The organism is Streptomyces sp. WAC07094 (assembly GCF_036320405.1).
Taxonomy (GTDB): Bacteria; Actinomycetota; Actinomycetes; order Streptomycetales; family Streptomycetaceae; genus Streptomyces; species Streptomyces lannensis.
This window is the reverse complement of the sequence record NZ_JAVMJZ010000001.1, coordinates 6274300-6285915: the sequence shown is the minus strand read 5'-3', so window position 1 is coordinate 6285915 and position 11616 is coordinate 6274300. Positions and strand designations below refer to the sequence as shown.

Genomic DNA, 11616 nt, shown 5'->3' with positions numbered 1-11616 from the left:
ACCCGCACCACGCGCCGCAACCCCGGAGGACACCAACCAGCCCCACGTGCCGCAAGCCCAGGAGACACCAACCTGCACGCGCCACATCCCAGGAAGACACCAGCCGGCACGACGCGCCCGGACTCACCGGCCCCGCCCCACCCGCCGTACGGCCGGCGGGCACCGCGGCTCCCGCCCCACGTGCCCGAAGCTTCCGTGGGCCTGGGGAACGTCGGCTGTGAGGCATCCGGTGGACGCCTCACAGCCGACGCGGTCGCCCGCGGTCCCCGCCGTGCCCCCTCCGCTACTGCTTGCGGCCCACCGCTCCATAGCCGGGGATGACCCCGTCGTCCTGTCCGGGCACCGGCTCGCCCAGCTCCGGGTGCCACTTGTGAACCACCTCGACGCCGGGTTCGACGAGGTCGAGTCCGTGGAAGAAGTGCGAGAACTCGTCCCGGGAGCGGAGCGCCAGTGTGACGCCGACCGCCTTCAGCTTCGCGATCGCCGCCGCGGACTCCTCCGGGGTGAAGTCGGCGGTGGCATGGGTCATCATCAGGAAGCTGCCGGACGGCAGTTCGGCCAGCAGCCGGTCGACCAGGTCGTGCGCCCCGTCCTCGTCGGAGATGAAGTGCAGCAGTGCGACGAGGGAGAGCGCCACCGGCTGCCGGAAGTCCAGCACCTTCCTGGCCTCTTCGAGGATGGTGCCGGGGTCGCGCACGTCGGCCTGCAGGTACTCGGTCACCCCCGCGGGCGTGCTGCGCAGCAGGGCCGCCGCGTGAGCCAGCACGATCGGGTCGTTGTCGCAGTAGACGACGCGCACGTCCGGCGCGACCTGCTGGGCGATCTGGTGCAGGTTCGGCTCGGTCGGTATGCCCGTGCCGATGTCCAGGAACTGCCGCACGCCGTTCTGCGCCAGCCAGCGGGTGGCACGGTGCATGAACGCGCGGTTGACCCGTGCCATCACCGGCACCCGTGGGTCCAGGGCGAGCATCTGCCGCCCCATCTCCTCGTCGACGGGGTAGTTGTCCTTCCCGCCGAGGTACCAGTCGTACATGCGCGCGGGATGCGGCTTGCTCGTGTCGATGACGACGGCGTCCTGGGCGGGATCCTGCCCGGTCATGAGGAACTCCGTAAGTCCGTAGGAGGGTCAGTGATCAATTCAGTGCCAAGTCAGTGGTGGGATGAGCAACTGCGCAGAGCAACACATGAGTCATGAGAGCAGGAAGTCGGCCACCCCCGCCTTGGCTCCCTCTATGAACGCGGTCATCTCGGCGGATGTGTAGATCAGTGCGGGTCCGTCCGGGTCGGTCGACTGACGGACGGCGATCCGGCCGTCAGCGAGCTTCATCGCCTCCAGGCAGTTGCCGCCGTTGCCTCCACTCCACGGCTTGTGCCAGCCTTCACTGCCCAGTTCGCGGGCGGGCATGCCGTTGTAGACGCGTTTGCGCGGCGTGTTGCGATCCATTACAGCTCCTTGCGGAGATCCTCGAGGATCTCCTTCGTGCGTTGTGCAGTAGCGGCGTGAGCCGCCATGCGGTCCATGACCTCGAGGTGGGTCGCCACCTCGGTACGCGCGTCCAGGTAGACGGCGCCGGTCAGGTACTCGCTGTAGACCATGTCCGGCAGTTCTGACATGGCAAATCGGAACAGGACGAAAGGCCCGTACGTGCCCGGATGCGGGCCCGAGGCGAACTCGAGCACCTGCAGGGTCACGTGCGGCAGGGCCATGACCTCCAGCAGCCGTTCGACCTGGGCGCGCATGACCTCGGCGCCCACGACCGGACGACGCAGCGCCGTCTCGTCCATCACGGCCCAGACACGAGGCCCGTTCTCACGTGTCAACAGCTCCTGGCGCTGCATACGCAGTGCCACATGACCCTCGATGTCCTCGGGGCTGGTCTGCCCGATGGCACCCGACTTCAGGACTCCCCGGGCGTAGTCCTCGGTCTGCATGATGCCGGGCACGAAGTGCGGTTCGTACTGCCGGATGAGCGCGGCGGCGCCCTCCAGGCTGACGTACATCGAGAACCAGCCCGGCAGGATGTCGTGGAACCGCTGCCACCAGCCCGGCTTGTTGGAGTCCTCGGCCAGCTGGACGAAGGCCTCGGCCTCCTCGTCGCTCACGCCGTACGACTTCAGCAGCAGCTGGAGGTACGGGATCTTCAGGGCGACCTCGGCCATCTCCATACGGCGGACGGTGGCGGGCGCGACCCGGAGGATGCGCGCGGCCTCCTCCCGCTTGAGGCCCGCCCGTTCCCGCAGGTCCAGCAGACGCCGGCCGAGGACGACCTGACCGACCGTCGGTGCCGACCGCGGTTCACTCACCTCGCACCTCTTCCCGTCCTTCTGTGTTCTGACAGCACCGACGGCGCTGCACGAAACCTTTCGGCACCGTTGCGCACCCGTATCCACGCCGACACCGATGCTGCGCGAACCCACGACGCGGGCACCAGGCCCATGAGCCCGGGTGACAGATCCCAACAGGCGTCGCTCGAAGTGCTGTTGCGAGCAGTGTGCCATGCAGCTTCGCGCAGTCACACTGCACTCTGCAATTTTCAGAGTGACTCTTGCCAAGTGTTCACGGCGGGGCGATAGTGGCAAGCGTGATTCCGCCCGCGCCGTTAGGAACAGACGCCACCGCAGACCGGTTCGGACCGGTCGGCGCCACAGGGGTGCGCCCCGACGCGGCAGCCGAGCGCCGGTTCCGCTTCGAACTGGCCGCCCACCCAGGGTCCGTCGCGCGGGCCCGGCAGTTGACGCGGGCCCGTCTGACCGGCTGGGCGGTGTGCGAGGACACGTGCGACACGGCCGCGTTGGTGGTCTCCGAGCTGGTGACCAACGCGATCGTGCACACCGCGGGTGAACGCGTCGTCTGCGAGCTGCGCGACGAGGACCAAGTGGTGCGGATAGCCGTACAGGACGAGGGATGCGCTCCCGGCGAGCCGCACCCCTCTCCTGAGCGCCCCGAGGAGGAGCACGGGAGGGGACTGCTTCTCGTCGCGGCCCTGTGCCGGGCGTGGGGAGCCCAGGAAGCGGGGTCAGGGCTCCTGGTCTGGGCCGAGCTCGCACGGGAGGCCGGGCAACCGGCGCCCGACGAGCACTCCCGTCCGGCGCAGCCGGCCCGGGACCTGTCGTGTTCCGGCGGCAGGTCCCGGGCGCCCGAGGACCGGGCGGTGCACTACGACCTCGGCTGGAGTCCCAGGAAGCCGCCCCCGGGCGGCGAACCGCGGTCCGACCTCGGCTGGAGCGCGAGGCGGCCCCCGGCCGACGGCCGGGGTTCCGAAGCCGAGGCGTCCTGGGGAGCGGGGACCGAATGGGTGTGAGGGGTGTGCGGGCCGCCGGGCCCTTGACCACGCGTGTCCTGAGCCTGGACTCGCTGGTCCGCCTCAAGCGCGCCCAGCGGGTGCCCGAAGCGACGTCCGGGCGGATCCCCCTGCCCGACGGCATGACGGTTCCGCTCGGCTGTGACGCGGTGGTCGTGCCCTCCCACTACGGACCCCTGCTGCTTCCCCGGCTCCCCCGGGTGGGCTGTGTGTACGCCGACCGGGCCGACTGGTGGTGGATCGTGCCCTGCGACTCCGATGTCGCACTGGAGTGGCCGGCGCCCGTACGGTATGTGCCGGGTGCCCTCGTCCCGGACGCGCCGGACACCCCCGAGCTCATCCACCGTCCGCAGGACGATGTGCCGTACACCCCGCCGATCCCGCTCTACCTGGCGCTGTGCCGGGTCACGGGCACCATTCCGGCGTGGTCGCGCCCGCTCAGCGCCTGACCGCAGGACCGCAGTTCCGTCCGATCGCCCCTCATGACGTCGGTCTCCCGCCAAAAGCGGTCGGGCTGCCGCCCTCCCCGTAGGACCTCGATCCGGCCGCGCGCCGGGAAGACGTGACGCAGGGCGGCAGGGGCCGGTGGCCGCGCTCGGCACCCGGGCCGGCCACGAAGGCGAGGATCCCCGCACGGGCGGGCCCGGACCGCGGCGGCCGACTACTCGACCCCGTCCATCCCGGGCACGATCACCAGGAACGCGTCCGTCGCGAGGTCCATGACGACCTCCGCGGGCTGGCCCTCCAGGCGGCGCGCCTGCGCGAACTCCTCCGCGGGCCACGAGCCACGCGGCCCACCGGCCGGAAACCGCTCGAGCACCGTTCGCCCGTTCACCTTGCACCTCCTTGCAACGCCGTCCCTCGGCGTGCCGATCACGGTCGGCTTATGGAGTTAAACGTGAACGCCCTCATGAACAGCTCGTGAAGTGACAGTACTGAGACACATTTGACACTCGGTCACCACGGAGTTGCGCCGAATCGCCTGAAATATCCGTCTTTGCCACGCGGTGAGGAGCGCCGGACACTCGCCCTCCAACGGCGATGCGAACGCTCGGTACACCGGGACACCGGCCCGGTCGGGGACGGTCAGGTGTCGTACTCCTGGATCCGTCCGCCGTGACCGCGGTCGACGAGCGCGGGCAGCCGCCGCGTCAACTCGCCCACTGTCGCGGACACATCGACGGTCAGCAGCTCGCGGTCGCGCATCAGCACACACCCGTCGACGATCGTGGTGCTGACGTCCGACGCACGGACGCTGTGCACAAGAGTGGCTGCGAGGTCGTGGACGGGCTGGGTGTGCGGTCCGGTCAGATCCACCAGCACGATGTCGGCGCGGTGGCCCGGCGCGATCCTGCCGATACGGTCGCCGAGCCCCACGGCCCGTGCACTCTGCAACGTGGCGTGGTGCAGGGCCTGACGGGAGGTCAGCCAGCGCGGATCACCCTCGGCCGACTTCTGCGCGAGGGAGGTGAGCGCCATGGACTCCCACACGTCCAGCGAGTTGTTCGAGGCGGCGCCGTCCGTGGCGAGGCCCACCGGGACACCGATGGCACCCAGGGCCCGCACCGGTGTGGTCGTGGGCCAGGCGAACTTGAGATAACCGCGCGGTGCCGTCGCCACGGCCACACGTCCGTCCGCCCGTTCCAGCACGGGCAGGTTCCGTTCCAGAATGCCGGTGCCGTGTGCGATCAGCAGGTCCGTGTCGAGGAGTCCGGCGGTCTCCAGGATCTCGACGGGGGTACGGCCGTACCGCGCCAGGCTGGTCTCGGTCTGTTCGAGGTTCTCGGCTGCGTGGATGTGCACGGGCAGACGGCGGAGGCGACGGCCTCCATCGAGAAGTAGTGGTCGGCGAAGCACGTGACACCGGCACGGATCATCTCCGCGCAGGCGAGGCGCGCACCCAACTCCACATCCCTGGCAGTGAGATTGGACTCGATGGGCCAGACGTGGTCGTTGAACCACTCCCCCACCGGCAGATCCTCGGCGATGCCGCGCAGGGCGACCATCGGGGAGTGGGTGTGGCAGTTGATCAGACCGGGCAGCGCCACCTGCCCACGTGCGTCGATGCGCTCGAGGGCGGGCAGGTCCCGGGCGTCCGAGGCGGGCGTCACCGACACAACGGCCCCGTCCCGTACGACGATCCCGGCGTCCTCCGCAAAGCCGATCCGCTCCTGGTCGTCGTGCACGAGGACGGTGCATCCGGTGATGATGAGGTCGGCCGGAGCCGACGGCCGATCGGCCGGAGTCGACGTCATCCCGTCACCGTACGACGCGGTCGTATTCCTGGGCGACATGGACCACGCATCCCGCCACCGCGCTGTTCCCACGCCGGATCCGCGCGCACTCTGGCAGCGGCACAGCCCGCCACCCGGCCTCTGAAAGGAACCCGGCATGCTCCTCGGCACCTGGAACCTGGAGAACCTGTACCGGCCCGGAGGCCCGTACGGCCCCAAGGACAAGGCCGCGTACGAGACCAAGCTGGCCGCCCTTGCCGCGGTGATCACGGAACTGGACCCGACGCTGCTCGGGGTCCAGGAGGTCGGCGACCCGGAGGCGCTCGAGGACCTGGCCGGGATGCTGGGCGGCCGGTGGCACGTCACGGTCTCCCGCCACCCCGACGATCGCGGCATCCGGGTCGGCTTCCTCAGCCGTTCGCTGCCGCGGGTGCTCGCCGACACGAACGGGTTCCCCGGACGGCTGCTCCCCGTGCAGGCCGACGACGAGGGGACGACCACGGCACACGCCGGCCGGGGCCTGCTGGCGGTGGAGGTCGCCGTCGGGGGAGTGACTCTGAAGGCCGCGGTGGCCCATCTGAAGTCCAAGCTGCTGTCCTATCCGGGCGGCCGGTTCCAGCCGCGCGACGAGGGCGAGCGGGCCCGCTGCGCCGCGTACGCCCTCTACCGGCGTGCCGCCGAGGCGACGGCCCTCCGCGCGCTTGCCGACGAGTTGCTCGCGGGCGGGGGCGACAGAGACGACGTCGCCGTACTGGGTGACATGAACGACGAGGTGCAGGCGGCCACCACCCAGATCCTGCTGGGCCCGCCCGGCTCCGAGATCGGCACCCCCGGGTACGAGCACCCGGACCGCGGCGACGCGCAGCGCCTGTGGGACGTGGCGCCCCTCGTCCCTGCGGAACAGCGCTACTCACGCGTCACCTCGGGGCGACGCGAACTGATCGACCACATACTGGTGAGCCACCGGCTGGTGCACCGGGTGACGGCGGCGGGCACCGGCCTCCCGGGCGACAACGCCCTGCGTCTGCCGTCGGTCGGCACCGACCCGGGCGAGCGGCGGGGCGCACCGGGTTCGGACCACGCACCGGTGTGGGTGCGCCTGGACTCGTGAGAGCGGCCGGACCCCGAGGAGCACCCCGATCGGCTCCATGCCCCCGATTCCCGGCCGTTCACGCCGTTCGGCGCGCGGTTCCGTTCACGACGGGGTGTGGGACGTCGTCATATCGTCGGCACGCCCGGTGCGGGCGGCCTCGGCGGTGTGGAACGAAGCCTGGAAGCGGCTTCCCCGGCAAACACAACATCCCGAGCGTGTACTGCGGTCCGGGCCTGCGGGAACGGGAGCGGGCCCGAGGGCGTAGCCGGCCCCCGGGCCCTGGAATGCCGCCCATATGGGCACGCCGGCACGCTTGAGGACCCAGGTCAGTCGTCATGTCGCCGCGTCCTGCCTTTGGACCATCGCGCATCGAGCTGCGCGAGCTGGACTTGAACCAGCACTTCGACGTCCCGGGGCCTGGGCCCGGTCGACCCGGCGATCGGCGGCGAATGCTGAGTCTGGAGCAAGAGTCTGAGATTGATCGCGGTCTGCCTCTGCCAATTGGGCCACCGCGGCAGGTAGTTGTGCCGCGGGGAGGACTCGAACCTCCACTGGGACCGCGTCGTCACGACAAGCTTCAGCTTCAGCTTGCGCTCCTCGCGCACCCCGGCCGTCGTTCGTGGTGGCCGGGGAGTTCTTGAGGCTACCCGAACAGGTAGCCGAACACGGCGTCCCCGACACGCTGGTCGACGACGTCCGCTCCGTTCGCCTCCTCCCGGGCGAACTTGACGGCCTGCTGCAGCCTCTCGACCCGGTCCAGCAGCTCGTTCACACGGCGGGCCGGCAGGGCTCCGGAGAACTTAACCGTCGTCCAGTACCCGACGGGCACGTCCTCGTAGTACACCTCGACCTGTGCCGGGTGCTTCTCGGTGGCCTCCGCCTTCACATGGTTGCGGGGCACCTTCTTCGTGCGCAGCGTCCGCACCGGCTCGGTCTTCCACGCGTCGGTGGACGGGTCCTGCACCCAGGACTCGGAGGCGTCGAGGAGCGGCAGCTTGCGGACGAAGGTGTTGAGGTCGACGAGCTGCTTCTCCAGGAAGAGCAGATAGGCCACGGGAACGTCCGCGACGAGCACCCGCCCGTCCACCTTCACGTCCGCCCTGGCGGTGCAGTTGGCCCAGTCCTTCGTGGCGGTGACGTCGAACAGTCGCGTGAGCGTCTCCGCGGTCCGCCGCAGCACGTCCTCCGCCTGCACCTGGACTCGCGTCGACTCGGGCGGCAACTGCTCGCCCTCTTCGTCCTTCGGCTGGTACGTACGCGAGATGCCGGCCAGCAACGCGGGCTTCTGCAGCCCGTGGTGGGCGGCGGTCAGGTCCTGGTGCGACTTGGACTTGATGCCCTTCTCGACCGCGATGATCTGATTGAGTTTCGCCACGTCCGCGACGGTAGCAGCGTCAACTGCGGTTATTCGAAGGATTTTCCGACGGCGGAGTCCCTCACGGAGGACAGGGCGTCCGCGAAGAGCTCCCCGGCCGTCCCGATGCCCTCGGCGAGTCTGCCGGGGTGTGCCCCCAGACCCGCCACGATCCCGTCGACGCCCCGCAGTCCCGCCCGCTCCAGAAGGAGTTTCTCGTTGGTGACCCACTCCCCCCTTGCCGCGAGCACGGCGTGGGCGGTCTGTGTCGCGGCCAGCGCCAGGGCGCCCGCCACCTCGGTGAGGCGGCCCTTCGGGGCGTGCGCGGCCTTCGCGTACGAGAGCGTGGCGCCTGCCGAGCCGTACCAGCGTTCCGGCGCGGAGGCCCGCAGTTTCGGCGGATAGGTGTCCGGGCGGTCGAGCGTGCCCCGCAGTACACGGTTGATCGCCAGCTCGGCCACGACCAGGTAGCTCGGGATGCCGGCGAGGTGGAAGAGCAGCGGCTCCACACGGAAGCGTCCCGCCTCGGCCTCGGACCGCTCGTGCTCCACCACGTCGAGATCGCGGTAGTGGACGTCGACGCGGCGGCCGTCGATGGTCAGCCAGGCGCCGCCGTTGAACACTCCCCCGCCCCAGTCGCCGATCCCGCTGACCTCGCCGGGCCAGCCGACGGCCCGCAGATCGGCCGGGTCGAACGTCCGGCCCCGGTAGTACACGGCCAGGTCCCAGTCGCTGTCCGGCCGGTGGGTGTCCTGCGCGCGGGATCCGCCGAGGGCGACGGCCCCGACCCCGGGAAGGGCGGCGAGGCGGTCGGCCACCTCGTCGAGGAACGCCTGGTCGTCCACCGGTCTCCCCTCGTCATGGGCACGGAAGGCCCACCGTAGCCCGCGGGCGACCCCGCGTCCGCCGGTTTCGACGGGGCCGGGGCGTCCGTGCGGGCGCCGAAATCGGGATGCGATGACCGAGCGGAACGCGCATCATCGGCGGATTGTCGCCGGACCGGCCCACGGCCGGTCCGGACCGGTCCTCGACCCCGGGAGCCCCCATGCCGAAACGCATCACCGTGCCCTCCCTGTTTCCCCCGCCCCGCTATGCGCACGCCTCCGTCGTGGAGGCGGGAACCCGGCTCGCGTTCCTCGCCGGCGCGGTACCGCTCGACGCCGACGGAAAGCTCATCGGCGAGGGCGATCCCGTACGGCAGGCCCGGCAGGTGCTCGCCAACCTCGACGAGCAACTGCGCGCGGCCGGCAGCGACCTGGAACACGTCGTGTCGACGGACGTATACGTGGTGAGCAGCGAGCCCGCCGTGCTCTCCGCGGTCTGGGACGTCGTCGAGGCCTCGGCGCTCAGCACCGGGCCGCATTCGTCGACCCTCATCGGTGTGGCCTGCCTCGGCTACACGGGACAGCTTGTGGAGATCACGGCGACGGCCGTCGTCCCCGGGGATGCCGAGGGGGCCGACGTCTAGGACGCCGTGTCCGGTACCGGAGGTCTCGTGCCGTGCCTCCCGACCGGCTCTAGGGTTCGGTCGGCAGGCCCGCCGTCTCGGCCGCCGTGCGCAGCACGTCCCGCAGCATCTCGGGGGTGAGCAGTCCCGTGAAGGTGTTGCGCTGGCTGACGTGGAAACAGCCGAAGAGCTCCAGTCCGTCCAGCCGGACCCGGGCCCCGTGCCGGAACACGGGCCGTGGACGGGGCACCGCAAGGCCTGCCTCCGCGAGTGCGGTCAGGGTCGACTGCCAGCCGAAGGCGCCGAGCGCGACCACGGACCTCAGGGACGGGCGCAGCAGCCGCAGCTCCTCCACGAGCCATGGCCTGCAGGTGTCCCGTTCCGCGGGGGTCGGCTTGTTCTCGGGCGGTGCGCAGTGCACCGGCGAGGTGACCCGCACTCCGTACAGCTCCAGGCCGTCGTCGGCGGACACGGATGTGGGCTGGGACGCCAGCCCCACGTCGTGCATCGCCGCGTACAGCACGTCTCCGGACCGGTCCCCGGTGAACATGCGCCCGGTCCGGTTCCCGCCGTGGGCGGCGGGAGCGAGGCCGACCACGAGCATCCGGGCGTCGTGCGGTCCGAAACCCGGCACCGGCCGGCCCCAGTAAGTCCAGTCGGCGAACGCGGCGCGCTTGGTGCGGGCCACCTCCTCCCGCCATGCGACCAGGCGAGGGCAGGCACGGCATCCCGTGATCCGATCGTCCAGCCGGGCGAGACTGCTGAGGTCCATGACTCCACGGTAGGACGTGCCGGTACGGGCCCGGGCCCGGGGCGCCCCGTTCGGAAATGCCGTGCGGTCCACGCAGCGCAGGGGACTAAGGTCGGGACCATGGCTTCTGTACGTGCGGACGACGACAGGACGGGCCGGACGGTCGCGGACCGGGAGTCCGGGGTCGGCCCGGACCGCGGGGCGGAGGACCGGCGGGACACCGGCACGAGCGGGACGAGCCGTGCGTCCGACGCGTCGGGCCCGGAGGACACGGGTCCCGGCGCCGCGGACGGGCAGGCGATGGACGCGAAGACCGCCGCCGCGGTGGCGGCCGCGAAGGCGGCCGGGCCGTCCAACGGCGAGAGCGTGCGCATCGACAGCTGGATCTGGTCCGTGCGGCTCGTGAAGACCCGCTCGATCGGCGCCGACGCCTGCAAGGGCGGCCATGTGCGGGTGAACGGTGACCGTGTGAAGCCCGCGTACGCCGTACGCGTCGGCGACGAGGTGCGCCTGCGGCACGAGGGCCGGGAGCGGGTCGTCGTCGTCAGGCAGCTGATCCGCAAACGGGTCGGAGCCCCGGTGGCCGTCCAGTGCTACATCGACAACAGCCCGCCCCCGCCGCCCCGCGAGGCGGTGGCCCCGGCCGGCATCCGTGACCGCGGCGCGGGGCGCCCCACCAAGCGCGACCGCCGCGAGATGGAACGCCTTCGCGGCCTCGGAGCGGCGCCCGGCGGCTTCGCCGAGGCTCTGCGGGCACAGGGCCAGGGCCGGTCGCAGAACCGATCGGCCGGCCGGCGCCCGTCCGAAGGCCGCGGCAGGGCGGACGACCAGGGCGGCGCCGAAGGGCTGTGAGAGCGGGCCACGGAGCGTGGACCGCAGCAGGGAGCGGGGCGGCGGGCCGTGCCGGGGGCGGTCCGGCCCGGATGTCCCTCTCGCACCGGCAGATGAGCGGCCGCCGGCTCGGGGCGGTCATGCCCCGTGTCGTACGGGACGGAGCAGCTCGGCCGCGCGGTGGCGGCGGGCCCAGGCGATCAGGATCAACGGGACGAGCAGGATCAGCGGGGTGGCGGCGTTCTGCCCGTCGAAGACCGTGAGCTGCACGATGAAGGCACCTACCATCAGCGCGGACAGCGCCGCCGCCGCGACCGACGACAGCACCGGGATCAGCAGCGCGATCGCCCCGGCCAGTTCCAGTGCGCCGATGATGTACATCCCCGTGCTCCCCCAGCCGATCCTGTCGAAGGACTCGGCGGCCGACGGATGCGCGATCAGTTTGGGCAGCGCGCTCGCGACTGCGTAGAAGAGCGCGAGCGCGATCTGCAGTCCGTACAGGGAGATCTCGGCACGCCGGCCGCGGCTGCGCCCGTGGTCCGTGGAGGGGACGGTGGAAGCGGCACGGGGTGCGCTGGTCCCGGACATGGAGTGCTCCTCGGTG

The 11616-nt window shown here is 71.2% G+C and carries 13 protein-coding genes and 1 pseudogene; 5 read left to right on the top strand and 9 right to left on the bottom strand.

Annotated elements, in window-relative coordinates:
- Positions 1 to 283: 283 nt before the first annotated feature.
- The 3 genes from RCR19_RS27815 to RCR19_RS27805 all read right to left on the bottom strand — a co-directional run bounded on the left by RCR19_RS27815 (position 284) and on the right by RCR19_RS27805 (position 2304).
- Entirely contained in the window at positions 284 to 1099 is an 816-nt protein-coding gene (locus tag RCR19_RS27815) for an SAM-dependent methyltransferase (RefSeq protein ID WP_331267611.1), read from the bottom strand.
- A 90-nt stretch (positions 1100 to 1189) separates the two neighbouring features.
- Positions 1190 to 1444, bottom strand: coding sequence for a DUF397 domain-containing protein (locus RCR19_RS27810; RefSeq protein WP_059133130.1), 255 nt, complete (start codon positions 1442 to 1444; stop codon positions 1190 to 1192).
- The gene (locus tag RCR19_RS27805; protein WP_059133131.1) at positions 1444 to 2304 is read right to left on the bottom strand and encodes a helix-turn-helix transcriptional regulator; all 861 of its coding nucleotides are present in this window, start codon (positions 2302 to 2304) and stop codon (positions 1444 to 1446) included. Before RCR19_RS27805 ends, RCR19_RS27810 begins: the two co-directional genes overlap by 1 nt.
- Before the next feature lie 269 nt (positions 2305 to 2573).
- Here RCR19_RS27805 and RCR19_RS27800 point away from each other — a divergent pair, with 269 nt between their 5' ends.
- Positions 2574 to 3302, top strand: a complete 729-nt coding sequence (locus tag RCR19_RS27800; protein WP_331267610.1) for an ATP-binding protein — start codon at positions 2574 to 2576, stop codon at positions 3300 to 3302.
- Positions 3293 to 3751, top strand: a complete 459-nt coding sequence (locus RCR19_RS27795) for a hypothetical protein (RefSeq protein WP_331267609.1) — start codon at positions 3293 to 3295, stop codon at positions 3749 to 3751. Before RCR19_RS27800 ends, RCR19_RS27795 begins: the two co-directional genes overlap by 10 nt.
- 212 nt (positions 3752 to 3963) lie before the next feature.
- Here RCR19_RS27795 and RCR19_RS27790 read toward each other — a convergent pair whose 3' ends face one another.
- Together RCR19_RS27790 and RCR19_RS27785 are read right to left on the bottom strand one after the other, a co-directional pair.
- Positions 3964 to 4137: a hypothetical protein gene (locus RCR19_RS27790; protein ID WP_331267608.1), complete on the bottom strand. Its 174-nt coding sequence runs from the start codon at positions 4135 to 4137 to the stop codon at positions 3964 to 3966.
- 251 nt (positions 4138 to 4388) lie between these two features.
- Positions 4389 to 5557 (bottom strand): annotated as a pseudogene (locus tag RCR19_RS27785) (amidohydrolase).
- Positions 5558 to 5693: 136 nt separating this feature from the next.
- On the opposite strand from RCR19_RS27785, the gene RCR19_RS27780 reads away from it, so the two are divergent.
- Complete coding sequence (locus RCR19_RS27780) at positions 5694 to 6647, top strand: endonuclease/exonuclease/phosphatase family protein (RefSeq protein WP_331267607.1); 954 nt, start codon at positions 5694 to 5696, stop codon at positions 6645 to 6647.
- A gap of 625 nt (positions 6648 to 7272) precedes the next feature.
- Here the strand turns inward: RCR19_RS27780 and RCR19_RS27775 are convergent.
- The gene (locus RCR19_RS27775) at positions 7273 to 8004 is read right to left on the bottom strand and encodes a hypothetical protein (protein ID WP_059133135.1); all 732 of its coding nucleotides are present in this window, start codon (positions 8002 to 8004) and stop codon (positions 7273 to 7275) included.
- Between the two features lie 29 nt (positions 8005 to 8033).
- Positions 8034 to 8828 carry a nucleotidyltransferase domain-containing protein gene (locus RCR19_RS27770; protein ID WP_331267606.1) on the bottom strand — a complete coding sequence of 265 codons (795 nt, stop codon included), beginning with the start codon at positions 8826 to 8828 and terminating at the stop codon, positions 8034 to 8036.
- A 200-nt stretch (positions 8829 to 9028) separates the two neighbouring features.
- On the opposite strand from RCR19_RS27770, the gene RCR19_RS27765 reads away from it, so the two are divergent.
- Positions 9029 to 9451 (top strand): RidA family protein, encoded by a 423-nt coding sequence (locus RCR19_RS27765; protein ID WP_331267605.1) that lies wholly within the window; start codon positions 9029 to 9031, stop codon positions 9449 to 9451.
- A gap of 49 nt (positions 9452 to 9500) precedes the next feature.
- Here RCR19_RS27765 and RCR19_RS27760 read toward each other — a convergent pair whose 3' ends face one another.
- A complete protein-coding gene (locus RCR19_RS27760) occupies positions 9501 to 10202 on the bottom strand; it encodes a uracil-DNA glycosylase (RefSeq protein WP_331267604.1) in 702 nt (233 codons plus the stop codon).
- Positions 10203 to 10481: 279 nt separating this feature from the next.
- Here RCR19_RS27760 and RCR19_RS27755 point away from each other — a divergent pair, with 279 nt between their 5' ends.
- Entirely contained in the window at positions 10482 to 11033 is a 552-nt protein-coding gene (locus RCR19_RS27755; protein WP_331269575.1) for an RNA-binding S4 domain-containing protein, read from the top strand.
- Positions 11034 to 11150: 117 nt separating this feature from the next.
- On the opposite strand, the gene RCR19_RS27750 is transcribed toward RCR19_RS27755, so the two are convergent.
- Positions 11151 to 11600, bottom strand: coding sequence for a DoxX family protein (locus RCR19_RS27750; protein WP_331267603.1), 450 nt, complete (start codon positions 11598 to 11600; stop codon positions 11151 to 11153).
- Positions 11601 to 11616 lie beyond the last annotated feature (16 nt).

Coding starts and splice junctions, on each gene's coding strand:
- RCR19_RS27815 (WP_331267611.1), bottom strand. CDS start 1,099: ATGACCGGGCAGGATCCCGCCCAGGACGCCGTCGTCATCGACACGAGC.
- RCR19_RS27760 (WP_331267604.1), bottom strand. CDS start 10,202: ATGGACCTCAGCAGTCTCGCCCGGCTGGACGATCGGATCACGGGATGC.
- RCR19_RS27795 (WP_331267609.1), top strand. CDS start 3,293: ATGGGTGTGAGGGGTGTGCGGGCCGCCGGGCCCTTGACCACGCGTGTC.
- RCR19_RS27755 (WP_331269575.1), top strand. CDS start 10,482: ATGGACGCGAAGACCGCCGCCGCGGTGGCGGCCGCGAAGGCGGCCGGG.
- RCR19_RS27765 (WP_331267605.1), top strand. CDS start 9,029: ATGCCGAAACGCATCACCGTGCCCTCCCTGTTTCCCCCGCCCCGCTAT.
- RCR19_RS27810 (WP_059133130.1), bottom strand. CDS start 1,444: ATGGATCGCAACACGCCGCGCAAACGCGTCTACAACGGCATGCCCGCC.
- RCR19_RS27750 (WP_331267603.1), bottom strand. CDS start 11,600: ATGTCCGGGACCAGCGCACCCCGTGCCGCTTCCACCGTCCCCTCCACG.
- RCR19_RS27780 (WP_331267607.1), top strand. CDS start 5,694: ATGCTCCTCGGCACCTGGAACCTGGAGAACCTGTACCGGCCCGGAGGC.